The 26,441-nt window shown below is 38.0% G+C and carries 26 protein-coding genes; 18 read left to right on the forward strand and 8 right to left on the reverse strand.

The window, feature by feature from the left end; all coding sequences use genetic code 11:
- Positions 1–9 precede the first annotated feature (9 nt).
- The 8 genes from ACIQ7T_RS02580 to ACIQ7T_RS02615 all read left to right on the forward strand — a co-directional run bounded on the left by ACIQ7T_RS02580 (position 10) and on the right by ACIQ7T_RS02615 (position 6,605).
- Positions 10–909 (forward strand): LysR family transcriptional regulator, encoded by a 900-nt coding sequence (locus tag ACIQ7T_RS02580; protein ID WP_402868414.1) that lies wholly within the window; start codon positions 10–12, stop codon positions 907–909.
- A 186-nt stretch (positions 910–1,095) separates the two neighbouring features.
- Positions 1,096–2,424, forward strand: coding sequence for an LLM class flavin-dependent oxidoreductase (locus ACIQ7T_RS02585; protein WP_370075627.1), 1,329 nt, complete (start codon positions 1,096–1,098; stop codon positions 2,422–2,424).
- Between the two features lie 46 nt (positions 2,425–2,470).
- Positions 2,471–3,484: an LLM class flavin-dependent oxidoreductase gene (locus tag ACIQ7T_RS02590; RefSeq protein ID WP_402868416.1), complete on the forward strand. Its 1,014-nt coding sequence runs from the start codon at positions 2,471–2,473 to the stop codon at positions 3,482–3,484.
- Positions 3,485–3,497: 13 nt separating this feature from the next.
- Positions 3,498–3,770, forward strand: a complete 273-nt coding sequence (locus tag ACIQ7T_RS02595; protein ID WP_402868418.1) for a glutaredoxin family protein — start codon at positions 3,498–3,500, stop codon at positions 3,768–3,770.
- 17 nt (positions 3,771–3,787) lie between these two features.
- Entirely contained in the window at positions 3,788–4,609 is an 822-nt protein-coding gene (locus ACIQ7T_RS02600) for a transporter substrate-binding domain-containing protein (protein ID WP_402868420.1), read from the forward strand.
- A 26-nt stretch (positions 4,610–4,635) separates the two neighbouring features.
- Positions 4,636–5,340: an amino acid ABC transporter permease gene (locus ACIQ7T_RS02605; RefSeq protein WP_370075623.1), complete on the forward strand. Its 705-nt coding sequence runs from the start codon at positions 4,636–4,638 to the stop codon at positions 5,338–5,340.
- Positions 5,341–5,351: 11 nt separating this feature from the next.
- Positions 5,352–6,059, forward strand: a complete 708-nt coding sequence (locus tag ACIQ7T_RS02610) for an amino acid ABC transporter permease (protein ID WP_370075622.1) — start codon at positions 5,352–5,354, stop codon at positions 6,057–6,059.
- Positions 6,060–6,092: 33 nt separating this feature from the next.
- The gene (locus ACIQ7T_RS02615; protein WP_370075621.1) at positions 6,093–6,605 is read left to right on the forward strand and encodes a GNAT family N-acetyltransferase; all 513 of its coding nucleotides are present in this window, start codon (positions 6,093–6,095) and stop codon (positions 6,603–6,605) included.
- Between the two features lie 108 nt (positions 6,606–6,713).
- Here the strand turns inward: ACIQ7T_RS02615 and ACIQ7T_RS02620 are convergent, their stop codons facing one another.
- Positions 6,714–7,325, reverse strand: coding sequence for a hypothetical protein (locus ACIQ7T_RS02620; RefSeq protein WP_370075619.1), 612 nt, complete (start codon positions 7,323–7,325; stop codon positions 6,714–6,716).
- On the reverse strand, positions 7,322–7,957 hold the full coding sequence (locus ACIQ7T_RS02625; RefSeq protein ID WP_402868423.1) for a hypothetical protein: 636 nt from the start codon (positions 7,955–7,957) through the stop codon (positions 7,322–7,324). Before ACIQ7T_RS02625 ends, ACIQ7T_RS02620 begins: the two co-directional genes overlap by 4 nt.
- 337 nt (positions 7,958–8,294) lie before the next feature.
- Between ACIQ7T_RS02625 and ACIQ7T_RS02630 the strand changes: the two genes are divergently transcribed.
- From ACIQ7T_RS02630 to ACIQ7T_RS02640, 3 genes are read left to right on the forward strand one after another with little or no spacing between them, the layout of a single operon-like run.
- Entirely contained in the window at positions 8,295–9,437 is a 1,143-nt protein-coding gene (locus ACIQ7T_RS02630; protein WP_370075615.1) for an ABC transporter substrate-binding protein, read from the forward strand.
- A 14-nt stretch (positions 9,438–9,451) separates the two neighbouring features.
- Positions 9,452–10,453, forward strand: a complete 1,002-nt coding sequence (locus ACIQ7T_RS02635) for a FecCD family ABC transporter permease (RefSeq protein WP_402868425.1) — start codon at positions 9,452–9,454, stop codon at positions 10,451–10,453.
- Positions 10,450–11,286 (forward strand): ABC transporter ATP-binding protein, encoded by an 837-nt coding sequence (locus tag ACIQ7T_RS02640; protein WP_402868427.1) that lies wholly within the window; start codon positions 10,450–10,452, stop codon positions 11,284–11,286. The genes ACIQ7T_RS02635 and ACIQ7T_RS02640 overlap by 4 nt, the downstream gene beginning before the upstream one ends.
- 50 nt (positions 11,287–11,336) lie before the next feature.
- On the opposite strand, the gene ACIQ7T_RS02645 is transcribed toward ACIQ7T_RS02640, so the two are convergent.
- Both ACIQ7T_RS02645 and sspI read right to left on the reverse strand, forming a co-directional pair.
- Complete coding sequence (locus tag ACIQ7T_RS02645) at positions 11,337–12,719, reverse strand: FAD-binding oxidoreductase (RefSeq protein WP_402868429.1); 1,383 nt, start codon at positions 12,717–12,719, stop codon at positions 11,337–11,339.
- A 78-nt stretch (positions 12,720–12,797) separates the two neighbouring features.
- Positions 12,798–13,007, reverse strand: a complete 210-nt coding sequence (gene sspI / locus ACIQ7T_RS02650) for a small acid-soluble spore protein SspI (protein WP_370075607.1) — start codon at positions 13,005–13,007, stop codon at positions 12,798–12,800.
- Positions 13,008–13,243: 236 nt separating this feature from the next.
- Here sspI and ACIQ7T_RS02655 point away from each other — a divergent pair, with 236 nt between their 5' ends.
- From ACIQ7T_RS02655 to ACIQ7T_RS02665, 3 genes are all read left to right on the forward strand, one after another.
- Complete coding sequence (locus ACIQ7T_RS02655; protein WP_370075605.1) at positions 13,244–13,765, forward strand: sigma-70 family RNA polymerase sigma factor; 522 nt, start codon at positions 13,244–13,246, stop codon at positions 13,763–13,765.
- A gap of 190 nt (positions 13,766–13,955) precedes the next feature.
- On the forward strand, positions 13,956–16,118 hold the full coding sequence (locus ACIQ7T_RS02660; protein WP_402868432.1) for a bifunctional diguanylate cyclase/phosphodiesterase: 2,163 nt from the start codon (positions 13,956–13,958) through the stop codon (positions 16,116–16,118).
- Positions 16,119–16,137: 19 nt separating this feature from the next.
- Positions 16,138–16,398, forward strand: coding sequence for a hypothetical protein (locus ACIQ7T_RS02665; RefSeq protein ID WP_402868434.1), 261 nt, complete (start codon positions 16,138–16,140; stop codon positions 16,396–16,398).
- 339 nt (positions 16,399–16,737) lie between these two features.
- On the opposite strand, the gene ACIQ7T_RS02670 is transcribed toward ACIQ7T_RS02665, so the two are convergent.
- The 3 genes from ACIQ7T_RS02670 to ACIQ7T_RS02680 form a co-directional block, all read right to left on the reverse strand.
- Complete coding sequence (locus tag ACIQ7T_RS02670) at positions 16,738–16,929, reverse strand: H-type small acid-soluble spore protein (RefSeq protein ID WP_100544861.1); 192 nt, start codon at positions 16,927–16,929, stop codon at positions 16,738–16,740.
- Positions 16,930–16,941: 12 nt separating this feature from the next.
- Complete coding sequence (locus tag ACIQ7T_RS02675; protein WP_370075599.1) at positions 16,942–17,115, reverse strand: hypothetical protein; 174 nt, start codon at positions 17,113–17,115, stop codon at positions 16,942–16,944.
- A gap of 257 nt (positions 17,116–17,372) precedes the next feature.
- Positions 17,373–18,788, reverse strand: coding sequence for a LysM peptidoglycan-binding domain-containing protein (locus tag ACIQ7T_RS02680; protein WP_370075597.1), 1,416 nt, complete (start codon positions 18,786–18,788; stop codon positions 17,373–17,375).
- A 168-nt stretch (positions 18,789–18,956) separates the two neighbouring features.
- Here ACIQ7T_RS02680 and ACIQ7T_RS02685 point away from each other — a divergent pair, with 168 nt between their 5' ends.
- On the forward strand, positions 18,957–20,306 hold the full coding sequence (locus ACIQ7T_RS02685; protein ID WP_402868436.1) for an FAD-binding oxidoreductase: 1,350 nt from the start codon (positions 18,957–18,959) through the stop codon (positions 20,304–20,306).
- Positions 20,307–20,383: 77 nt separating this feature from the next.
- Here the strand turns inward: ACIQ7T_RS02685 and ACIQ7T_RS02690 are convergent, their stop codons facing one another.
- On the reverse strand, positions 20,384–20,779 hold the full coding sequence (locus ACIQ7T_RS02690) for a (deoxy)nucleoside triphosphate pyrophosphohydrolase (protein WP_370075593.1): 396 nt from the start codon (positions 20,777–20,779) through the stop codon (positions 20,384–20,386).
- 478 nt (positions 20,780–21,257) lie between these two features.
- Between ACIQ7T_RS02690 and ACIQ7T_RS02695 the strand changes: the two genes are divergently transcribed.
- The 3 genes from ACIQ7T_RS02695 to pheT all read left to right on the forward strand — a co-directional run bounded on the left by ACIQ7T_RS02695 (position 21,258) and on the right by pheT (position 26,203).
- Positions 21,258–22,022: a TrmH family RNA methyltransferase gene (locus ACIQ7T_RS02695; protein WP_402868438.1), complete on the forward strand. Its 765-nt coding sequence runs from the start codon at positions 21,258–21,260 to the stop codon at positions 22,020–22,022.
- A gap of 713 nt (positions 22,023–22,735) precedes the next feature.
- Positions 22,736–23,773, forward strand: a complete 1,038-nt coding sequence (gene pheS, locus ACIQ7T_RS02700; protein ID WP_402868440.1) for a phenylalanine--tRNA ligase subunit alpha — start codon at positions 22,736–22,738, stop codon at positions 23,771–23,773.
- Positions 23,774–23,785: 12 nt separating this feature from the next.
- A complete protein-coding gene (gene pheT / locus ACIQ7T_RS02705; RefSeq protein ID WP_402868442.1) occupies positions 23,786–26,203 on the forward strand; it encodes a phenylalanine--tRNA ligase subunit beta in 2,418 nt (805 codons plus the stop codon).
- Positions 26,204–26,441: the final 238 nt, after the last annotated feature.

Below are 26,441 nucleotides of genomic sequence, written 5' to 3' on the forward strand. Positions count from 1 at the left end.
GGGCTTCAGATGAACATTGACCATATCGAAGCGTTTTTATATGTAGTGCATTATAAAAGTATTCATAAGGCAGCAAATGCATTGTTTTTATCTCAACCAACTGTGACGGCACGTATTAAATCATTGGAGCGAGAGTTGAATGTAGAGTTATTTCATCGTGATGGACGAAGTGTAATATTATCGGATAAAGGCAAGGATTTTGTACCGTTTGCGACACAGATTGTGCAAACCTTCGAACAAGGAAAGAAACAATTAGAGGAAACGAAGGAGTCTGATGAGGTGTGCATTGGTACAAATGGAGTCACAGCACAATATTTTTTAGCTTACGCATTGCCTAAATGGAAGAAGAAGTTTCCTCATTTGCGCTTTCAGATTATCACAGGTTCAACAGCAGTGATTTTAGAGAAATTGCAAAGTCATCAAATCCATCTTGGTCTTGTTCAATACGTGCATAAGGAAGGAATTTGCAATGAGCTATTATTAAGTAATGCTGTTAAGCTTGTGATGCATCGTGAGCACCCATTTATACAACAAAATCTAATGAAAGCAAAGGATCTGGCACAGCAGAAAATGGTGTTTTTTGAATGTGGGGCTTTTGATTGGAATTATGTGCATAAAATGTTTGAGGTAGAGGGCGTATCTGCAAATATTGAAGTGCGAACGGATCATTTAGAGGTAGCGAAAGAATTTATTCGTACGAGAGAATATATGAGCTTCTTACCACATCTCTGTGTAAAAAAGGAGCTTGAAAGTGGGGAATTTGTTGAGATTGATGTGAAGTATTTACTTGATATGAATCAACACATTTTTTTAACGTATAAAAATAAAGCGACGCTGGCGCCAGCCTTTTGGAAAACATTACAAGAAACTGCTATACAATATGAAAGTATTCAAGAAAATTCGAATTGATAAAATATTTTATAAGACAGTAAATTTTTTTCTATTATGTAGCCTATTGCAAATTGTATAAATGAACTGTATTATCTTCCTCAATCCTATTTTATCTATGCGCAACCATAAATAAAATATTTTTTTAATCATAAAACATACTTAACCACTATGTTTAGTAAAAATAAGATTTGAGGAGGAACAAATATGGTGAGACAGGACAAAATTCGATTCGGGGCTATTATTCATGGTGTAGGTGGCAATATTTCAGGTTGGCGTCATCCTAAGGTGGCTAGCAATCAAAGTGTAAGTTTGCCTTTTTATATTCAGCAAGCACAAAAGGCTGAGCAGGGGAAATTTGATGTTGCTTTTATTGCAGATGGTTTATTCATCAATGAAAAATCTATTCCTCATTTTTTAAATCGTTTTGAGCCAATTACAATTCTTTCGGCGCTAGCAGTAGCAACTAAAAACATCGGGTTAGTAGGTACTGTATCAACCTCTTATAGCGAACCATTTACAGTTGCACGCCAATTTGCCTCTTTAGATCATATTAGCGGGGGCCGTGCAGGATGGAATGTCGTCACGACACCATTAGAAAGCACTGCCTTGAACTATAATAAAACAATTGAACAGCATCCTAGCCACGCAGAGCGCTATCAAATTGCTGAAGAATATTTAGAAGTGGCAAAGGGCTTGTGGGATTCATGGGAAGATGATGCTTTCATTGCCGATGTAGAAAATGATGTATTTTTCGATCCTGATAAGCTGCACACACTAAATCATAAGGGCAATTATTTTTCAGTACAAGGTCCGCTAAATATTGCACGTTCTAAGCAGGGGCAGCCTGTTATTTTCCAAGCAGGTTCTTCAGATCCAGGTATTCGATTAGCGGCAAAGGATGCAGATGCAATTTTTACACATGGTGCATCGTTAGAAGAGTCACAGAAATTTTATAAAAGGGTGAAGACTGAGGTTGCGACATTTGGACGCAATCCAGATGAAGTTAAAATTTTTCCAGGAATCTCTCCGATTATTGGCGATACGCTCGAGGAAGCGGAAGCGAAGTATCAGGAAATCGTTGAGCTTGTTTCGATAGAGCGCGCACTTGCTTATCTAGGTCGATATTTCGATCATCATGATTTTTCACAATATGATGTAGATGCTCCGTTCCCAGAGCTTGGTGATATTGGAGCAAACAGCTTTAGAAGTACGACTGATTATATTAAAAAATATGCCAAACAAGAAGGGCTAACATTGCGACAAGTAGCGTTACGTGAGGCAACCCCAAAAACAGCATTCTTTGGTACAGCAGAGCATGTTGCTGACCTCGTGCAGGAATGGTTTGAGCAAGAGGCGGCTGATGGCTTTATTATAGGCGTTACTGTACCTGGAGCACTGGATGATTTTGTAGACAAGGTTGTGCCGATTTTACAAGCAAGAGGGTTATACCGTGAAGAATATGAGGCTGACACATTACGTGGTAACTTAGGTTTACCATTTAAAGAAAGCCGTTATGTCAAACAGTCTGTCTGAAAACCTAGTAAATGTATATGAATAAATGTATTTAAGGAGGCAATGTATGAGCTATTCATTAGGTATATTAGATCAAAGTCCTATTATTGAGGACGCAACGAATGAGAAGACCTTACAAAAAACAGTGGCTCTAGCACAAAAAGCAGAGCAATTGGGCTACTCACGTTTTTGGGTGTCAGAGCACCATAATACAGATACATTAGCGGGGTCATCTCCAGAAGTATTAGTATCTTATCTACTTGCTAAAACTAAATCTATCAATATTGGATCGGGTGGAGTGATGCTACAACATTACAGCCCTTACAAGGTAGCAGAAAATTTCCACGTTCTCGCATCGTTGGAACCAGGACGAGTTGATTTAGGCATAGGAAAAGCACCGGGCGGTTTACCTCTTTCTACGAAGGCGTTGCAATATGGCACGCTCAATCAAGGCGAAGATTTTGAGGAAAGATTAACATTTTTACAGCAATTAATTAAGCAAACAATACCAGCAGAGCACGAGTTATATGGAGTACAGGCAACGCCGATTCCAAAGATAAAGCCAGCGTTATTTTTACTTGGGGCAAGTCCACAAAGTGCCGCTCTTGCAGGCACACTAGGCATTGCGTTCGTCTTTGCGCGATTTATTAATAGTGATAATGATGTATTAGCACAAGCAGCTACAGCTTATCGCAAGCATCATCCAAACGGTCATTTTGCCGTCTCCATCGCAGCCCTTGCAGCCCCTACAAAAGAGGAGGCAAAAGAGCTTATTGGTGATCAAAAAATTACGAAGGTGCATTTAGCGAGTGGCAGAAGCCTAACATTACAATCGGTAGAGCTAGCAGAGAAATTTGGTCAGGAATCTGGAGAGTCATATGTGGTGAAGCAATATGATGCAGATATTTTATATGGGACTCCGGATGATATTAAAACGATATTAGATGATTACCATATACGTTATCAAATTGATGAGTTTATTTTGCATACGCCTGTGTTGAAGGAATTTGAACGGGAACGATCATTTGAGCTATTAAGTCCATTGAATTTACATTTACAACAAAAAGAAGCGGTTAGCTAAGGAGGAAATAAACATGGCAAAAAATATAGATGTAATTGTTTGGTCAAAGCAAGGCTGTAGTTATTGTGATGAAGTGAAAACATATTTACAACAACAAGGTTTTTCTTACAAAACAGTGGATGTAACACATAATGACGCGTTCCGTGACATCCTTGAAACAAAATATGGTGTCCGCTATGTTCCGGTTGTCGAAATTGGATCAAATGGCATCTTTAAAGCAGTAACAGAAATTGGACTGGAGCATTTAAAAACAGCACTTGCCGTTGATATACCGTCGCACGCATAAGAAGAGAGGGAATTTCTATGAAAAAATTATCATGTTATTTACTATTGCTGTTAGCTTTACTTTTAACAGCTTGTAGTTCTGAAAAGTCCGAAGGGGATGCTAGTGAGAATAATGCAGCACTAGGTGGAAAGGGAGTTCAAAAAATTGTTGTCGGTACCGGTACTCAATTTCCAAATATCTGCTTCATTGATGACAAGGGGAATTTAACCGGTTATGATGTGGAGCTTGTTCGCGCTATCGATGAGAAGCTACCAGAATATGAGTTTGAATTTAAAACAATGGAATTTTCAAATTTATTACTAAGTTTAGAGACAAGGAAGATTGATTTTGTTGCCCATCAAATGGAAGTCAATAGTGAACGAGAGGAGAAATTCCTCTTTAATAAGGAGCCTTATAATGTATTCCCATTAAAAGTAACAGTCAATGCAAAAAACGATTCTATTCAATCCATTGATGATTTGAAGGGGAAAAACGTTAGTGTTTCACCAACTAGTAACTCTGCTGTCTATATAGAGAAATACAATAAGGAACACAAATTAGGCGCTAATATTATCTATTCGTCCGGCTCAGTTGATGTTCACAATCAACTTGCGACAGGGCGAATCGAGGCAATCATTACAACACCATTTGCAGTGAAGTACTATAACGAAAGCAATAAAGCACAGGAGAAGGTTGTAGGAGATGCTTTATTAAATTCAAAAGTTTACTTCTTATTAAATAAAGACGAGGTTGTCTTACAGGAGCGACTTGATGATGCTATTCGAGAATTAAGGGCAGAAGGCGTCATTAGTAAGCTAAGTAAGAAATGGCTTGGTGGCGATTATACGGTAGATTTCTAAACGAAATAGGAGAGGGAGAAGGAAGTATGGCTAATGACTTTGACTTCACGCTAATCGCAAAAGTACTTCCAATATTGCTTCAGTATTTACCAGTAACACTCGAAATTTTAGTGTTCGCAATCTTTTTTGGTATGCTGCTTGGTATAGTGATTGCTATACCAAAGCTGCTACACATACCAGTTTTGAAGCAAATCATAACGATTTATATTTCGTTTATTCGAGGTACGCCGATTTTAGTGCAATTGTTTTTAGTGTTTTATGGTATACCAGCGTTATTAAAGCTTGTGCATATTGATGTAACAAGAATGGATGCTATGTATTTTGTAATTATTACTTATACGTTGAGCAATGCTGCATCGTTTGCTGAGATTTTTAGAGCAGCTATTTTAACGGTTGATCGTGGACAAATGGAGGCAGCTTATTCAGTTGGATTAAATGGAATACAGTCCTTTCTACGTATTGTTCTCCCTCAGGCGATTCGTGTCGCCTTTCCAAATATGACAAATACGATGATTAGTTCATTAAAGGATACCTCTTTAGCATTTTCAATTGGTGTCATGGATATGGTGGGACGTGGAGAAACTCTTATCGCTTCAACGACAAGGGCGCTGGAGATTTATTTGGCGTTGTCCATCGTTTATTATGTCATTGTTATGCTGGTAGAAAAGGGTTTAAAACGCAATGAACGATATCTTAATCGATATATGCCAAAGGAAGCTACATCTAGCTAGGGGGATATGCTATGACGATAGATTTTGCTTTTATTTTTGAAGCTTTAATAGAAATTAGTAAAGTATTGCCGTTAACTTTGTTCATGGCAGTTACGCCTGTCTTATTGGGCATATTAATCGGCATAATTGTTGCTTTTGTGCGGATACAACAAACAAAAATTCTCGCACCATTGCTGAATTTTTACGTATCTTTTTTTAGAGGAACACCAATCATTATGCATATTATGCTTATTTATTTTGGAATACCAATTGTTGTTGATGTCATTGCAAAAGCTTTCAAGATAGAGTATCAATCAAGCTCTATCCCTATTTTATTTTTTGTTATTTTGGCTTTGACGCTAAGTGCAGGAGCATATGCCTCCGAAATAATTCGGTCCGGTATTTTAAGTGTGCCTAAGGGACAGCTAGAGGCAGCTTATGCAGTCGGTTTAACATTTTCACAGGCGATGCGACGCTATATTTTACCGCAAGCATTTAGTAAATCCATTCCTAACTTCACAAATGTCTTTATCGGTTTCTTACATGCTACGTCACTAGCTTTTTTCCTATCCGTTAAAGAGTTAACAGGAGTTGCGAATATCGTTGCTTCTATTAATTTAAAGTTTTTGGAGGCATTTATCGCTGTCGGGCTAATTTATTGGGGTGTTTCAGCTATCGTTGAATGGCTGGCACATCGTATCGAAAAAAGAGTAACTGCCTATAGTAGGGGCGGCATTTAAATAGAGTTGTTTATATAGAAAGGGGATAGAACGATGACAGTAGCTGAAATAGTGATTGAACATTTGAAAGAGGAAGACTATGCAAGGTATTTAGAAGTCCTAGTAGAAAGTTATGCACAATATGAAAAAGAATATGAAAACCCAGAGAACTGGGCTTCATACTTAAGTGATATTCGGGCATCTGTTGGTAATCCTAATGCAGAAACAATTTTAGTGGCAAAGCGTGGCGATGAAATTTTAGGAGGACTGCAATTATTTACTGATGCTGAAAAAGCATACGGTTTGCCAGAGCTTAACATACAGTCTACCATTGTGCGCTTGCTTGGCGTGCATCCTAAAGGAAGAGGGCTAGGTGTTGCTAAAAAATTATTGCACGAAAGCTTCGCCTTTGCACGCAATCGTCAGGATCAAGCATTATATTTGCACTCAGGTGATATTATGCAGGCTGCTATTAATCTTTACTTATCTCTAGGCTTTGTAAGAGATGAATCAAAGGAATTTTATAAAGGAGATAAGCTAGTAAAAAGCTTCCGCTATGATTTTTAAATAAAGAATAGTATGGGGTCTATTAAGCATAATTTCCCGTTAAATTTTTAATGCCATAGGAAAAGGGTTTTTCCGCCCTTTCTATGGCATTTGTCTTTAAATCAGAGCTTATGAAATTTTTCCGAAGGCTAAGTATGGGAAAAAACCTTCAAGGAATCGCTCAGTTGCTGGCATAAAGTAAGAGCCGAAATGGAAATCAGGATCTAATGTCGTAATGATCCAAGTTCCGGCGGTAGAGTCAGTATCAATATACAAAACTGCACCACCATCTTCCGTTGTTACTAAAATATCTGCATTCTCAGGAGGCCAAAAAACTCCATGTTGATGCCATGTGCAGTCAGCAAGTGTTAAATATCCGTTAAACAGAGGGTGTTCTGATTTTTGTAATACTAGACCACTTGAAGCATCTTTTTCAAGCCACCACCAAAAATTTGTTAGTCGCTCTTCCCACTGTTGTGCAGGTAGCCAATTCCATGGCTGTGGTCCAAATGCAACTACAATTCCACCTTTTTCAGCAAACGAATGTATTTTTGAAACGCTAGCGAGTAAAAGTTTGTTGTTTAATTGAGAGGGAACAATAAGCACATCTAAGTCGTCGATGTCCGTTTCTAGGAAATCAGGGTGATAAATTAATTTTTTAATATATTGATTGAATTTTGGTTCATGAAATGTACGATAATGTGACTCATTACCACTATATATAACACCGATTCTTCTCATTGTTCTGTGCCCTCCTTTAATGATTGTACCTCTGCTTCGAGCCATGTTAAAAATTGTGGGCGAATACGGTCAGTTGATTTATTTTCATTAGCATAGCCTAGTAAATCCCGTCCTGCATGGACTAAAATAGTACCTTTTGTTGTAGTGCGGTCTACATATGTAACGGCTCTACCGTTTGAAAAAGTAAGTAATAATTCTGCATCGTCTGGTGCGTGATGAAAACCACGTGCAAAAAAGCCAGCAACACCTTTTTTAAATGTCATATCTTCAGTAGTTACATCCTGAAAAATAGCTGAATTTGCAGTTGGAAAAACCTCATAGTCTTTATAATTACGAATAAGCTGTGGCATGAATGGACCGCAACCTGGTAGCCATTCGCCAAATAGATGGCCACAATACACTACGATTTTCTTTTCTTCCAAAAAGGCAGCAATCTTCTCACGTTGACTGTACAAAAATTCTTGATCAATAAAATTTGGTATTAGAATAACATCCACTTCTTCTAGATTTGCGTATGCAAAATCATATTGATCAATTAATTTTGCTTCATTACCTGTATCTTTTTGCATACGACCATTCACACCGAAAGCATGTCCAGGGTCTAGTTTTAGTATCGAAATTGGGACACTCATATTGATTCCTCCAAAAATAAAAGTAAAGTACTAAATTATATTGAAAAAATATTTTATGCTCTTTGAGTAATGTTCAACGGCGATATTATTCCACTAATATCTTGGAAACAAAAGGGAGTACATAAAACTAGTTTGACAATGATAATCATTATCACTATACTGTAATATGTATTTAGATGAAAATGATAATCATTATCAATTGAACAAGAATAGAAAGGAACGGAGAATTAGTTGTCATAACGTTTGATCCAATGTTTCATATTGGGCTTGGTTTTATCGATCAGTCGAAGCCCTTTTTACATGGAATAGCGAAATGGTTAAGAGAGGAAGAAAATAAATGAAAAAATATGGTTATTTAGCAACGCTAGCATTAACCGCAATGCTTGCAGCTTGTGGCAATCAAGATGGAGGATCAGCATCTAATCAATCTGCTGAAACTTCAAAATCGGAGGTTCAGACTACAGCAGAGGGAAAAATTGTGACGGATCAGCTTGGGCGTGAAGTAACAGTACCAAGCACAATTGAGCGTGTCGTGACAGGGGGGATTTTACCTTATTTCTCTACATGGTATGTCGCTACAAACTCAACGAAAGAAATTGTTGGCATGCACCCGAATTCGTATAATGCCGCGAAAAATTCAATTTTAGCAAAAATCTCACCAGATGTTTTAAAAGCAGAAACATCCTTTGTACAAAACGGAGAAGTAAATGTAGAAGAATTAATGAAAATAAATCCTCAGCTCTACGTAGAAATTGCAACAGATGAGAATTCAATTAACAAAATCTCTGAAGCAGGAATTCCTGTTGTTGCTGTAAAAGCTATTGATGCAGCAGCTGCTGAACCTCTAGCAACTTTCAATAGTTGGTTGACTTTAACGAGTCAAATAACAGGAACAACTGATCGTGCTGACCGCTTCTTAGATGAAGGGGAAAAAGTACAGTCAGAACTAAATGCTAAATTGAAAGATGTTGCCACACAGGACAAGCCACGAGCAATGATTTTACATATGCATAATGATAAATCAATTACTGTCGGTGGTAGAAATTTCTTTGGTAACCAATGGCTTAATGCAACTGGAGCTATAGATGTAGCTGAAAATGATGTGGACGGAAGAAAAGAAGTAAATATGGAGCAAATCTATGCTTGGAATCCAGATATCATTTATATCACCAATTTTACTGAAACGCAGCCAGAGGACTTACTTGAAAATAAGGTGAGTGGGCAGGATTGGAGTCAGGTGAAGGCTGTTCAAGAGGGTAAAGTTTATAAAATTCCATTAGGTATTTATCGCTGGTTCCCACCAAGTGGCGATGCGCCATTAATGCTAAAATGGATGGCACAAAAAAATCATCCAACATTATTTGATTATAAAATAGAAGATGAGATTAAAGCGTATTACAAGGACTTCTACGAATTTGATATTTCGGATGATGAAATCCATTCTATCTTAAATCCTTCTTCAGATGCAGCAAAATATTAAGGGTGATTGTAATTATGAAGAAATGGAAAATTGCGCTTTTATGGTTGCTACCGATTTTGGTAGCAATCGTTTCTCTTGGGATTGGTCGATTTGAAGTAGGTTTAGAGCAGATCATTAAAATACTGGCTTCTAAAGTAATTACTGTCGAGCAGACATGGACGCAGATGGAAGAAACTGTAGTTCTGAATATTCGTTTGCCAAGAATTTTACTAGCTTTACTAATTGGTGGTGGTTTATCTATTGCAGGTGCGGGATTCCAAGGGATGTTTGGAAACCCATTAGTATCCCCTGATATTTTAGGGGTTTCTGCAGGTGCGGGATTCGGAGCTTCACTAGGGATATTATTATTTGGTCAAAATATGTATGCGCAAATATTGGCACTTATCTTTGGATTAGGAGCGATTGGTTTTACGTATTTAATTGCTGGTGCAAAAAAGAATGCCCCTATTTTTATGTTTGTGTTAGCTGGTGTTGTGACATCCGCACTTTTTAATGCATTAATTTCGTTAACAAAATTTGTGGCCGATCCGGAGGAAAAATTACCGGCAATTACTTACTGGTTAATGGGGAGTCTTAGCACGGCAACCTACAAGGATTTATTTATTGGTGGTCCGCTAATTTTAATTGGAATCATATTACTGTATTTACTACGTTGGAGATTAAATATTTTAACATTGCCTGAGGATGAAGCAAAGTCAATGGGAATTCCAGTTGCACGTTTAAAATGGTTAGTCATTTTCGGTGCAACTTTAATTACAGCTGCATCCGTAGCTGTTGCTGGTATTGTTGGCTGGGTTGGTTTAATTATTCCACATGTTGCACGTATGCTTGTCGGAAATAATAATCAATTAGTATTACCGGTATCTGTGGCTATTGGTAGTGTTTATCTATTAATAATTGATGATTTAGCTCGTTCATTAACAGCAACGGAAATACCTTTATCTATTTTAACAGCAATTATTGGAGCGCCTTTCTTTGCTTATTTATTACGCCGTTCAGGAGGTGGCTGGGCATGAAAATTGAAGTTGTAAACGGTAATTATCATTATGAAAGAAGAAGAAAAAAATTACCTGATTTATATGCACAAGACATCAATTTCTCATTGGAGCCTGGTGAAATAATGGCGATTCTAGGTCCGAACGGAGCAGGGAAAACGACGATGTTAAAATGTATAACAGGGTTGCTTGAATGGAAAAAAGGAAAGACTTTAATCGACGACAAACCTCTTGCAACATTAAATCGTAAAGAACTATGGAAACGTGTTGGTTATGTACCACAAGCGCATAAAATGGTATTTGGATTTTCAGTAGAAGAGCTTGTCGTAATGGGAAGGGCTCCGTATATTAGCACGCTAGCTCAGCCATCTGCGAAGGATTTGGAAGCCGCTCATCAAGCACTGAAGACGATTGATATTTTACATCTTGCTAAAAAATCATGCAATGAAATTAGCGGTGGTGAGTTGCAGTTAGCTTTAATTGCAAGAACTCTTGTTTCTGAGCCAGAAGTTTTGATTTTAGATGAACCAGAGTCGCATTTGGATATTCAAAAACAAATAGTTATTTTACAAACTATTAAGCGTTTATCAAAGGAACGGGGTATATCGTGCATCATAAATACCCATTATCCCAATCATGCATTTTATCTAGCAGATCGAGTCTTAATGACAGCAAAAGAAAAAGGGGTCATTTACGGTAACGTACAGGAAGTGATGACAGAAGCAAAGATGAAGGAATTTTTTAATATTGAATTGAAAAAAATTATCTTTGAAGAAGGCGATTATCTGGTTGAAACGATGATACCAAGTGCTCTTGGTACGGAGCGTAACAGTCGTTATGATAATCTACAATAATAAACACGGTCTCTCCGTAGGTGGCGAGATCGTGTTATTTTTAAGTATTTTCATGACATGTTGAAAATTTTCCCTGGATTCATAATGTTATGTGGATCAAGCGCTGCCTTTATGCTCTTCATCACTAATAGAGATGTACCGTGCTCTGTAGATTGATATTTCATTTTTCCAATACCAACACCATGTTCACCGGTACAAGTGCCACCACGCAGTAAAGCAAAGTGCACAATATGTTCATTGAAGCGGTCTGCTTTTGCCTGCTCCTCAGCATCATTTGGATCTAACATTAACAAGGCATGGAAGTTACCGTCTCCAACATGACCTACAATTCCTCCTGCAAGACCAACATCCTCAAGCTGTTCACGAGCATATAAAACGGATTCAGCAAGCATAGATATTGGCACACAAACATCAGTCGACATAAGCTTTTTCCCTGGATAGGCATGGATATATGCATAGGCCAATGAATGGCGCGCCTCCCAGAGCTTATTACGTGCCGCATTGTCTTGTTCAAATTCAACAGAAAGACAGCCGAAGTCCTCGAAAATTTCTTTAGCAAATTCTATATCGGCATGCATACCTGCTTCATTTCCGTGAAATTCTAAAAACAGTGTTGGTTTTTCATCATAGGATGTTTCATTATAAATATTTGCTTGTTTGATAGAGGCTTCATCGACCAGTTCAACACGGCCAATTGAAATACCCGCTTGCAACAATGCGGTTACTGCACTGACAGCATCGCCAACTGTCGTAAAAACTACACGTCCCGCCGTTACAAATTCGGGTATACCATAGACTTGTAAAGTTAATTCTGTAAAGCAACCTAGCGTACCTTCAGAGCCAATGAAAAGGCCATTCAAGTGATACCCAGAAGAGGATTTTGCTGCTAAGCTCCCGGTATGAATGACTGAACCGTCTGCGAGTACAACCTCTAAATTTCGTACTTGATCGCGCATAACACCATACCGCACTGCTGTTGTCCCGCTGGCATTAGTTGCTGCCATTCCACCAAGTGTAGCATCAGCACCAGGGTCAACTGTGAATTGAAGTCCATGTTTTTTTAATTCTTTATTCAATTGAGCACGTGTTACACCCGGTTGTACTTTCACAAGCAGGTCATCTGGTCGAATTTCTAAAATAGCATTCATTTCAGAGAAATCGATAGAAATGCCATTTGCAATGGGAATTGCATTTCCTTCCAAGCTTGAGCCAACACCAAAAGGTACGACTGGTACACGTTCCGCATGCGCAATTTTTAAGATGGCACTGACATCGGCCGTGGAACGAGGAAAGACAACGATATCTGGTAAGCTCATTGTATGATGAGATTCGTCCCTTCCATGTAGCTGTCGCACCGTTTCGTTTGTTGACACCTGTTCTTCAGATAAAACTTTTTTTAGTTGATTTACTATTAATTCTACAGCAACAGTCATTCCAATCCCTCCTAATTTTCTGATAAGTTAAACTTTATCATGCATTTATTGGAAATGGAATGAACTGTCTATAAAAAATTAGTGAGCAAAGGCTTTTTCAAGTTTTTGAACAAATGCATCCTGCTCAGTAGGACTAGATTGCTGCCACCATTTTTCAAAAAACACACCAAGCCCTGGAAGTAAATGCTCTTCACCACGGTTAATTGCATCTTCGACAATATCCTTAAATTCAGCCGCTGATTGACCATGTACGTTTGTCGTAATCGCATCTCTTATTTGAAAATTCATCTATTTCGCCTCCTTAGTAGTAATTTTGTCCAACCTTTTAAGAAATATGTATAGTATGACAGTTAAAAGATATGATTTTTTAAAAATCATACTGTTTTTATGTATAAATATTAAAAAGGACTTATAAAAACTTTCTGATCATATTGACAAAAGAGCGGTTCGACACCTCCTTATATAGTAATTAAGATGAAGGCACCTAGGAATAATGGACTGTGCACAGTCGACAGGACAATAGGATGACAACACAGCATAATAAACAGTTATCGCCTGAGCAACCGTTTGAGGAAGTATTAGAATTAGTCCAACCGATGATAACGTCGATTTTGTTAAGGTGCCGCATTTATAAAGATTTTGAGTATTATCGTCATATAGCATCCATAGCCGTGTGGGAGGCTTGGCGTAAAGCGGATCAATCAAAAGGGTTGTTTTCTGCTTATATTTATACAACCGTTAAAGGAGAAATTTTAAAAGAGCTTTCAAAGGAAAAGAGTTTTGGAAATATTCATACACCTATGGATAATGACACGATAAATTATATTCGAGATCATAAAATGAGTGAAAGCAGTCCAGTTCTTATAGAATGCATTATGTCTCATTTAAAATTTGAAGAAAGAAAAATACTACTACTTTTTTATGTAGAAGGTTTTAGTTACTTGGAAATAGCTAAAGAACTAGGTTTATCTGTGGACGCAGTAAAAAAAAGACGCACAAGAATAATGATTAAGCTTCGCGAGTTATTATATTCAAAAGACGAATAGTGCGATAAGTATCAAAGGTATGCTAATATCAAAACTGAATATTGGCATACTTTTAGTTGCATACAAATTCCAATAAAAATGCTATGATTTGTAAGAAGTCAAAGAAAAATACAATTTTTAATTTTATATTTCCTTTAGGTAGATCATATTACCTATCTAATTTTATATATATTGGTATGGAGGGTTTCTGTTGGAGAATTGGTTGAAACAATTAGAGATAGAAAAGAAAGAGATTTGGTATGTAGTATTGCCACTATTGCTAGTGTTGCCACTATTAGGTTTAAGTAATCAGGTATTTGGTTCTTTTAAGGAAGAAAGTTACATTTGTTTGAATTTGATTATACAAATACTAATTATTGTTTTTACAATGGCAATCGCTATTCAATCTTGGCTCGTTTTTTCACACTTATTATCGAGCCAAACATTATACATAGGTAATTTATTTTTTATCATCGCCTTGTTTGAATTAGTGAGCTTGGTTACCGCTCAATATCCAATGGCTGATACACTATATTTGGAAATATGGTTGGATTTAATAATGCGTTTATGCTTATCAATCGGTTTTCTTTTTATTATTTTAAAGCCAAAAAAACGCTTAACGATGAATGATCGTAATTATACATATAGCAGTTCCTTATTATTTGTACTACTGAGCCTTTTTCTAGTGTATCTCTCTTCAAAATATTTTTTACTTGAAGAACAATTGTTGCTGAAAGCAAGCGCTATTGTTCATTTAATGTCTGCTGTCTTACAAGGTGTAACGATAGTGATTTTAAGTAAGTATAAAAAAAAGTTGCCTAAACGAGTTATGTGGCTTATTACCGCAGCAATTTATTTGATTATTAGTGATATTTTCTTTGCGTTCATCAAAGATTTGAAATCAATTTGGGGCTTTTCAGCATTAATTTATCAATTTTTCGCATTCTACTTTTTCCTAAAAGCCATTTATTATACAACTGTTGAAAAACCATATACGCAACTTTTAAAAATAAAGCGAGATCTTGAGCATTCGCAACAGGAGCTTCATTTTCAAGCTTATCATGATGATATTACTAAGCTTCCAAATGAACATTTATTATTGAAAACATTAAAAGAGGATTTACACGATAATAGTCATCAAAAAGCAATCATTGCTATTGAGATTGACCGCCTTGCTGCTATTCGCTCATCTATAGGTATAAGCTATTCTAATACAATGATGAAGCTCGTAGGTGAGAGAATTCAAGCTATATTACCGCCTCATTATTTTGCTACAAAGCTTCGTGAGGGACAGTTTATTATTTATATTAATCAGGTGAAGACAAGAGAAGAGTTGCTACAATTTTGCTTGAACTTGAAGAGTGCTATGAAAAAACCATTACAAGTACAACTATTTCCGCTCAACGGAAATCTTAATATTGGCATTGCCTTGCATGAAGAAGATTGCTCAGGGGAAGAGCTTTTAATGCACGCCCAGTTAGCGATGAGGGAAGCTGGTCAAATACCTCAAAGAGTTCTTTTTTATAAGCCATATATGTCAAATGGCATTGCTGATCGTATATTGATTGAGCAAGAGCTCCATAAAGCATTAGCTAATGAAGAATTCTACTTGGATTTTCAGCCTCAAGTAAATTTAAAAACGGGTAAAATTGAATCGGTAGAAGCACTAGTACGTTGGCGTCATCCAACCCGTGGATTTGTTTCACCTGAGTTGTTTATCCCAATTGCAGAAGAATCTGGTCTAATTATTCCTTTAGGAAAATGGATTTTAGAAATGGCGTGCAGTCAAGCGAAGACATGGAAGGAGCAAGGTTTGCCTCCGGTGAAGGTTGCTGTGAATTTATCCATTGGACAGTTATTCCAGCAAGATTTAGTGCAAATGGTACAAGAAATCTTACAACGTACAAATTTAGAACCGAAATATTTACAATTAGAAATTACAGAAAGTATGACGATGAACATTGATCAAATAACTCAGCTACTTCATGAGTTAAAGGCAATTGGTATCCAAATTGCTGTTGATGACTTTGGGACAGGGTATTCGTCACTTTCATATTTAAAAGATTTTCCAATCGATTGTTTAAAAATTGATCGGGCGTTCGTTCGAAATATTCAGCATAACCCAAATGATGAGGCGCTCGTTTCCATGATTTTATCAATGGCGAAGCATTTGAGATTAAAGGTTGTTGCTGAAGGAATTGAAGAAGTGGAGCAGCTTGCTTTCCTTATTAACGGTGGTTGTGATTATATTCAGGGCTATTTATTTAGTAAACCGATTTCTGCTGAACAGATTTCCAACACCTTCACAGAGTTAAACAATCGAGCAAGGGATATTTTAACAGAGTTTAAATATGAAGAGGATTACGTCATTTAAATATCAGAGGTGAAAAAAATTGAAAAAAATAATAATGGTAGTAGGGTATAGTATATTTTTAACAACCTTTTTATTTTTATCATTAAAAACATTGATTTTTTCTACGATGAGTGAGTCTTTTCCGAATGCTCCATTTTTTCTAAGTTTACTGTTAATAATAGCCATTTCAGTGATGTTAGGTTTATTATTAAGAAAATTTGCTAGTGATTCTAAACAATTGTTTTTATGGTCTACTGTTATTTCATGGATCTTCGCATTGGCAATATTCTGGGGTTATTAAAGTACTTTTCACTTTTGGGATGCATTAATTTTATAAAAGTTCTATGTTGTTGTTGATTGGAGTGGGAGGCTACTCGACTCCCATGGGAAAGCGAAGCGACAGCAACGTAAGCGGAGGAAGCGGCTCGGCGCTCGCCCACAGGAAGCTCTGCTCTGCGCGAAAGCGAAGCGTCAGCGACAAAGCGAGTAGCCTAGAATGGAAACCACCCCCTCGATTTGCCGAGAGCTAAACTTTATTTAATATGACCCCATTAATGTCATTGCCGTAATAGTTTTCAACAACATGAAAACTGCCTACTTCGCCACAGGAAGTAAGCAGTTTTTTATTTGAGGATAAAGTTTAATGTACGAGGTACTCTTCTTTTAATTCTCCTATGTCCACTTCAGATCGTTCCTCTAAAGAACGACGTAAATGGACAGTTGCAGTTTTACCATCATCATGAAGTTTGTCAATCCAAATAGATACACCATTATAGCTTACTTCATATTCTTTTGGTGAGGCGACAATTTCTTGTGCACGTGTATAATCCACTTGAAGGCCCCCTTATTTTTTTGTTTTGCCTTCTTTAGTGACTGAATTAATCATGTTCATAAACTCTTGAGAAAACTCTTCACTAGCTTTTTCACTCACTTTGTCTGGCGCTATTTTTTGGTTTTTTGGCGTTTGAGGCAATGACCCTTTGTTGGCGCTTTTACCTTGCTTATTGTCTCTTCCCATGTTCAGTTTCTCCTTTCGATTTGATATTTCTTAATATGGCTTTGAATTGATTATTTTATCATGGGAAAAACTAGGGAAAGGTAAGAATTTATTGTAGTACTTTTTGTGTTAATAGATCAGCCTTAAATGAGCATAATAAGCTTAAAAAGGCCTGAATTCCAAGGTTTTTTAACGCCCTCATGATCAACATCCTTTTGGCCAAAGTGGCTCATTGGACATCCTTTGGAACCGAAATCACCCTCACGATGAGTCTTAATTTATAAGGAAACCTTTTTGATAGAAAAATCATTATTTAATAACGCCCAGTTTTGTGGGAAAGGGAAACCTAATGCCCAATAGCTAATACCTCGAAGATTATATTCCTTCGTCATGTCAAACTTAGCTTGTGCGCTTCTAGCATCTTCAAACCATACCTCATGATTTTTACCTTGTTCATCAACATAACGGAAAAACGGCGACTGTGCGGTCCTATCGTATTGAATGGTTGCGCCATGTTTTATTGCTCTGTTAAGTGCTTCTTGAGAGCTGAATGTTTCTGCCTCCTGACCTTTAACATGAGGTAGAAGCCAATCACGAGCATAAATTTCAAAGCCTAAAAATATTTTGTTAGCAGGCATAACTGATAAAGCATATTCCACAACTTTTCTCATTTCGTTAATGGGTGAAATGGCTTGTGGTGGACCAAGTCGGTATCCCCACTCATATGTCATCAAAATGACAAAGTCTGCAATTCTTCCATGTGCTTCATAATCATGTGCTTCATATAATGTTCCTGCCTGCGTTGCGCTTGTTTTTGGCGCAAGTGCCGTTGATACTAGGAATCCTTTTGGGTGAAGACGATCAACAGCTAATTGAAGGAAAGTGTTGTAATTCTCTCGATCTGCTGGAAGAACGTTTTCAAAATCAACGTTTAGAACTTTATAGCCCTTTTCCTGCATCACTTGCAAAGTATTGTTAATAACCTTTTCCCGTAAATCTGCATTAGATAAAATAACATGTGATAAGTTGGAACCGGCCTCTGTGGAAGAGAAATTCGTAAGGGTCAACATAGGTGTAATGTTTTTGGCAATAGCTGCATCGATCATTTCTTTATCCTTTATAGGCTGTAATGTTCCATCCTCCTTCACCATATAAGCAAAGGGACTAAAATAAGTTAGTAAATGACCGATTGCGTTAATCGACTGTACGGCTTCTTTAGGCTCTTCATACGTATAAGCATTTACTTCAATGGAAGGCTTTGCTCTCGGAATAATCAAATGCGCACCAGCATAAATCATGTTTGGATCTGAAATTCCATTTTCTAAAACAATTGCTTGAACAGTCGTTCCGTATTGTGTAGCAATTTGCGATAGAGTTTCCCCTGGCAGCACAATATGTGTAGTGGGTGGAATAATTAGTCTAGTTCCAGGTGTTAAAACATCTGGATTTGTTAAATGATTTTCTGTGATAATCGATTGCATAGCCACCCCATAATGTTGGGAAATCGACCATAAGGTGTCACCCCTTTTTACTATATGAGTTGTGTAGGGAGAAGGGATAACAAGTGCTTGCCCGATTACTAATTGATCTGGATTAGATAAAGCGTTTAATTGGATAATGGAATTTATAGGTACAGAATAGCTGTTTGCAATTTGCCAAAGTGTTTCACCAGCGCTCACAACATGAATAATCATTAGGACACCTCCTTAGTGGTTTCAATATAGCATCATATGTATGAATAAAGAGAATGAGCATTTATCTTTCATTTTTAAGCGATAAAAATTCCGATTTTCATATTCTTTCCAAGTGATAAGCATAGGATAAAACATATGTATTGCATCATTTGAGAGAGGGGCTGTATTTTGAAGAAAGTAAAGCTCACAGGAAGAATTGTTACCCCTAAAGATCCGGACTATGAGCAAGCAAGAACAAATAATAACTTAAATGATCCCAAATTTCCCGGTATCATTGTATTTTGTCGACGTACGAAAGATGTTATCAACGCATTAAGATGGGCGAGAGAAAATAATGAATCGTTTCGAATCAGAAGTGGAAGACATAACTATGAAAATTATTCATTATTAAATGAAGGTCTTGTTATAGATGTTAGTGATATGAATGACATAACAATTAATCGGCAAGATATGACAGCGACAATTGAAGCGGGCGCTAATATAGGAAAAGTGTATCGGGTATTATGGGAAAATGGTTTTACAATCCCGGCAGGAACTGAAGGTAGTGTAGGGGTTGTTGGTTTAACACTTGGTGGCGGAATTGGCATGCTATCGCGTCCATTTGGGCTAACATGTGACAATCTACTAGAACTGGAAATAGTTGTTGCAAGTGGTCATGAAGGGGCTGAAGTAATCGAAGCTGATAAGCAGAGAAATAGTGATTTATTTTGGGCAAGTTGTGGCGGGGGCGGTGGGAATTTTGGCATCGTTACAGCTCTTACATTTAAACTGCATCCTATTTCTAACGTATCGATTTTCTCCATTACATGGGAATGGGAAGATTTTGAACGAGCCTTTGACGCATGGCAAAAATGGGCACCGTATACAGATGAACGCTTGACCTCACAGATTGAGCTGAAATCTAAGGAAGTGGGCGAAATTGTTGCTCAAGGTGAGTTTATAGGTACGGCTTCTGAGTTAAAGAAACTACTCCGTCCTTTAAGGAAAACAGGTTCACCAACGAATATATGGATAAAGGAAGTACCGTATATTAAAGCTGTAGAATTTTTCGACTTACCGAGCGGCAACAAACCAGCCCTTCGTAAAAGGTCAGGATCCTTTATTGAAAGGCCATTCCCTCATGCTGCCATTGTACAAATGAAAGAATTTTTATCGAACGCTCCAAATAGAGATACGACCATTTGGCAGCAATCTCTTAGAGGTGCGGTAAGCCAAATTGCGTCAAACCGAACAGCTTATTATTATAGGAATGCTTTGCTTGCTCAGGAGTATAATACTTCATGGAAAAAAGCTAAAGAAGAAGAAAAAAATATTCAGTGGGTGGAGAATTTAAGAAGAACTTTGTCACCTTACACTGCTGGTGATTATGTGAATTTCCCAGATCGTTTTATAAAAGATTGGCCAACTGCCTATTATGGTCGTAACCTTAGAATGCTTAGAGCGGTAAAGGGAAAATACGATCCGTTTAATGTATTTCATTTTCCTCAAAGTATTCCGCCAAATAGAAAATGGCTTTAAGTGAGAGTCAATGAAAAATGAAAGAGCAGACTGAAGATGGGAATCTGCTCTTTTTTTCTACATTAACTGCCCATAGACTATTTTTCTGCAAGTATTTTATTGATCGCTGGAATATCAGCAGGAGCAAAATTAAGATTGAGAAGTTCATTTCGAGAAACCCATCTAATTTCAGCATGTTCTAACATGACCGGCTCTCCCTTTATAATCGACGCTTTAAATGTTTCTAAGCGTACGATAAATTTTTCATATTCATAAATGGTATCCTCAACCTTTTCCTCAACTTGTATAGAGCAATTAAACTCCTCTAATATTTCACGAGTTAAAGCTTGTTCCGGCGATTCGCCCTCTTCGATTTTACCACCAGGGAATTCCCAATAATTTGCTAGTACCATATTAGGATTTCTTAACGCACAAAAAATTTCGTGCTTATCATTTTCGATAATTGCACCTACTACATGTACATTTTTTTTCATTTATTTTCATCCCCGTTGTGCATTCTTAAAATATTGAAAATTATAACATATATCACTGAATTCCCCTATTATCTAGTAGGGAATAATTTTGCTCATTTCCATAGCGTGGGGTTGATTTCCGTTCCGGCTGGGCGCTTTCCTGGGGGCGTCCGATGAGCCGCTTCGCTGCGCTCCAGGGTCTCATCTGTGACGCTAATCCCCAAGGAGTCGCCCAGCCTCCACTCCAATCAACTTTTTCACATGGTATACGTTTTAACAAAATGTCATCCCAAAATACAGATGATGGCAAAATATCTTAGCGTGTATGGCTCATCGTAATAGCGTGGAGTTGATTTCCGTTCCGTCAGAGGGCATTATTTTCCAATGATTGGTAAATGGAGAAATAACAATTAAACTGTTTTTTGCATGACTATGTAATTTATCGTTTTCTACTGTATAATAATGAACAATATATAGGAAAAAGGCGGTACGAGGTACGATGAAAAGAATTGAATCTACGCAAAATGCGTTAGTGAAATATTGGAAGAAGCTTGCGACAACACGTAAAGAGCGTGAAAGATCTGGAGAATTCCTAGTAGAGGGATTCCACTTGGTAGAGGAAGCATTAAAAAATAACGAGCAGGTGCTACAGCTAATTGTACGTGAAGGTGTAGATTTACCAATGCTTTGGCCGATTGATAATGTAGCCGTAGTTGAAGTAACAGCAGCTGTTGCCAAAGAGTTTGCTGAAACGGAAACATCTCAAGGTGTATTTGCAGTTTGTAAGCAACCTTTGTTAGAAGAAGATGGAATGGCTTCATGGCGCAAGGTGCTACTAATTGATGCTGTGCAAGATCCAGGAAATATTGGAACGATGATTCGTACTGCGGATGCAGCTGGTTTGGATGCAGTCATACTCGGTAAGGGCTGTGCGGATTTATATAATCCTAAAACGCTTCGCTCTGCACAAGGCTCTCATTTCCATATTCCCGTCCAGCGTGGCGATTTAGAGGAATGGATTGAGCAGCTACAGGATAATGATGTACCAGTATTTGGAACAGCTTTAGATGAGGATGCAGTTGTCTATAGTGATATTGAGCATACTGGTGCATTCGCGATAATGATGGGGAATGAAGGTAGTGGTATTCATCCACAACTACTTTCGATGACAGATCAAAATATTATCATTCCAATTTTGGGACAAGCGGAGTCTCTAAACGTAGCAGTAGCAACAGGAATCGTTTTATATGGATTTGTTAAGTAGGGAATAAAAGTAATTAAATATGGAATAATAAGGATATATTAAAATTGAGCTCATCACTAAAAAGTTATAGATAATATATTTAAATATTTGCACTGTATATTAGTTGATTGGAGTGGAGGCTGGGCGACTCCTTGGGGATCAGCGATAGAGGAACAAAGGCTAAAACCATCACATCCTGTGATAACGCCTTCGTGACCAATATCATGTTGGCCCGAGACCCTGCAGCGAAGCGAAGCGGCTCATCGGACTCCCCCGGGAAAGCGCCCAGCCGGAACGGAAATCAACCACACGTTATGGTGATGAGCCTAAAATTGCCAATAGAACCATCAATATCGAAGGTAATAGGCACTTAGCTCTTGATTTGAATTGGTATAGTATTGTATAATCACAGTTAAAATGTAAACTTAAATGCATTGACCGGGAAGTAGTAAAGATTGTGAATGGACGACAGGGAGCGCAGGCCGGAGATTGAGAGCTAGCGCCGTACCAATGCAGTTTTGAATTCATCCCGCGAGCAGCTACCGGGACCAGCGAAATGCTGTAAAGGTACGCCGGCTTTAATCTAGTCGTTATGTCAATGAAGTGATTGCTAGGAATTTGCCTTGCAATAACTAGGGTGGTACCGCGAATATGTCCTCGTCCCTTTTTTAGGGGCGAGTTTTTTTATGCCATCAACAAAACTGGCATGGATTTGAACAAGGAGGGTTTATTACATGGAAGAGCAATTAAAGCAATTAGAGCAAGAAGCACTTGCTAAAATTGAAGCGGCAGCAAATTTAAAGGAATTAAATGATGTGCGAGTAGCATATCTAGGGAAAAAAGGACCTATCACGGATTTATTAAAAGGGATGGGGAAATTATCAGCTGAGGAACGCCCAAAAATGGGTGCCTTAGTCAATACGGTTCGTGAAAATGTAACGGCTGTATTAGAGGAAAAGGTAACTGTGCTAGAGGAAGCAGCAATTGCTGAAAAATTAGCAAGTGAGTCGATTGATGTCACTTTACCTGGTCGTGAAATTAAAGTTGGCAATCGTCATCCATTAACACGCGTTATTGAAGAAATTGAAGATTTATTTATCGGTATGGGCTATGAAATTGCAGAAGGTCCAGAAGTGGAAAAGGATTATTATAACTTCGAGGCACTGAACTTACCGAAGGGACATCCTGCTCGTGATATGCAAGATTCGTTCTATATTTCCGAGGAAATATTACTACGTACACAAACATCACCTGTTCAAGCTCGCACGATGGAGGCAAAAAAAGGTGAATCAATTCGCATTATTTGCCCAGGGAAAGTATTCCGTCGAGACAACGATGATGCTACACACTCGCACCAATTCATGCAAATTGAAGGGTTAGTAATTGGTGAAAATATTCGCATGAGTGACCTTAAAGGTACGCTTGATACATTAGCGAAAAAAATGTTCGGTGCAGACCGCGAAATTCGACTTCGTCCAAGCTTCTTCCCATTCACAGAGCCATCTGTTGAAATGGATATTTCATGCTTCAAATGTGGTGGTTCAGGCTGTAACATTTGTAAAGGAACAGGCTGGATTGAAATTTTAGGCGCTGGTATGGTACATCCAAGAGTACTAGAAATGTCTGGCTATGATCCGAAGAAAGTGTCAGGCTTTGCATTCGGTATTGGTGCTGAGCGTATCGCAATGTTGAAATATGGTGTCGACGATATTCGTCATTTCTATACAAATGACTCACGTTTCTTATCACAATTCGAGCGAACAGAGGCGTAAGGGGGATAAAAGATGTTAGTATCATTAGAATGGTTAAAAGATTATGTAAATACACAAGATTTAGCGACTGAAGAGTTAGCTGAAAAAATTACGCGTTCTGGAATTGAAGTAGATGCAGTAATTGACCGTGCTAACGGCATGGATAAAGTTGTTGTCGGCTATATCGTATCAAAAGAGAAACATCCTGAAGCAGATAAATTAAATATTTGCCAAGTGGATGTTGGTGAAGCTGAACCACAACAAATTATTTGTGGTGCTCCAAACGTTGATGCTGGTCAAAAAGTTATTGTCGCTCGTCCAGGTGCACATTTACCAGGCGGCATTAAAATAAAAAAAGCAAAACTTCGTGGACATGAATCAAACGGTATGATTTGTTCATTACAAGAATTAGGAATCGAAGGGAAACTTGTTCCTAAAGCATATTCTGAAGGTATTTATGTGCTTCCAGAGGGTGCTGAGGTAGGTTCGGATGCCCTTGCTATTTTAGGTTTACGTGACACAGTGTTAGAGCTTGGTTTAACACCAAACCGCTCAGACGCACTGTCAATGCTAGGTGTGGCGTATGAAGTTGGCGCAATTCTTTCAGAAGAAGTGAAGTATCCAGAAATCGCCTACAGCACATCTTCTGAAAAAGCTGAAGATTTGTTTAAGCTTCGCGTAGAAGATTTACAAGCAAACCCAATGTATGTAGCAAAAGTTGTGAAAAACGTAAAAATAGCGGAATCACCAATGTGGCTACAAAATCGTTTGATGGCAGCAGGCGTACGCCCACACAATAATGTTGTCGATGTAACGAACTACATTTTAATGGAATACGGTCAACCGCTTCATGCCTTTGACTACGATAGTCTTGCAACAGGTGAAATCGTAGTGCGTAAAGCAACAGAAGGCGAAAAAATTACTACTTTAGATGACCAAGAGCGTACATTAAAAGCAACAGATTTAGTCATTACAAATGGCAAAGAGCCAGTAGCTATCGCAGGTGTAATGGGTGGTGCAAACTCTGAGGTAAATGATTCTACAACAACGGTTGTCATCGAATCTGCTTACTTCGACGGTTTAACTGTACGTCAAACATCACGTCATCTTGGACTTCGTTCAGATGCTTCTGCTCGTTTTGAAAAGGGTGTTGACCCTAACCGTGTGTTATCTGCTGCAGAACGTGCTGCAGCACTACTAGCTGAATTAGCTGGCGGTGAAGTGTTAGAGGGAACATGCATCGTGGATGAACTAGATAAATCACCAGCACGTGTTGTCGTTTCTCCAGATTTTATTAATGAACGTTTAGGCATGAAAATTTCATTAGAAGAAATGTTGACTATTTTGGAGCGACTTAAATTTGGCGTAGAAGCAGCAAATGGTTTGCTAATCGTTGATGCACCAACACGTCGTCAAGATATTAAAATTGAAGAAGATATTGTAGAAGAAATTGCTCGTTTATACGGCTATGATGAAATCCCAATGACTTTACCAGAGGGAGCAAACCAAGTAGGGCGTCTAACTCCATATCAAGCAAATCGTCGTGTAGTTCGTAACTACATGGAAGGAGCAGGCCTTTACCAAGCTGTCACTTACTCATTAACTTCAGATGCATTGTCACAACGCTTTGCATTGAAAGCTGAGCCAGTAACACGTTTACTAATGCCGATGAGCGAGGACCGTTCAACACTACGTCAAAGTCTTATCCCACATTTAATTGAAGCTGCTGCGTATAATGTTGCGCGTAAAGCTGACAATGTGGCATTGTATGAAATCGGTTCAGTTTTCCTTGGGCAATCAGAAGAGGGGCTACCATATGAGGAAGAGCATGTGGCGGCAGTAGTAACAGGAAAATGGCTTGACCATGCTTGGCAAGGGGAGAAAAAAGCAGTAGATTTCTTCGTCTTAAAAGGTATTGTAGAAGGTGTTATCGGTAAGCTTGGTTTAGAGGATCGTATTTCATTTGTGAAAGCTGAAGTAGATGGATTACACCCAGGACGTACTGCTAGCATTCTTTTAGACGGTGAACAAGTGGGCATTATCGGTGGATTACATCCAGCAGAGCAAAAAACATGGGGTGTAAAAGACACATATGTAATGGAAATGAATCTAGTAACATTATTAAATGCTAATGCAAAAGAAGCACCTCTTGGTTATACACCTGTGCCTCGCTTCCCAGCAATGTCTCGTGATATTGCACTTATCATGGACCGTACAACAACAGCTGGAGAAGTTATTGCTGCGATTCGCTCAGCAAACGTGAAATTATTGAAAGACGTTCGTGTATTCGACGTATATGAAGGTGAAAAAATGGAGGCTGGTAAAAAATCAGTTGCATTCTCTCTAACATACTTCGATCCAGAACGTACTTTAACAGATGAAGAAGTTGTTGCAGCACATAACAAAGTGTTAAAAGCTATTGCAACAATTGAAGGTACAGAAGTACGCTAATTTAATAATAATTTTGTAAGCTGTCTCGTAGTGAGGCAGCTTTTTGTTTTGTTAACCTCATACAACTGCTACAAGTAGTTTTTGCAGAAAGTGTGAGAAAAGTAAGGCACGGGAGAGAAGATACTCTAAGCTAATTCTCAATTTAAGTTTTTCATCAATATTTAGAAATAACAAAAAATAAAATTTTTATCTATATTATGTGTATAGTAAGTTTTGGATAGAAAAATTTACTATGGGG

The organism is Lysinibacillus sp. NPDC096212 (assembly GCF_044763105.1).
Lineage (GTDB): Bacteria > Bacillota > Bacilli > Bacillales_A > Planococcaceae > Lysinibacillus.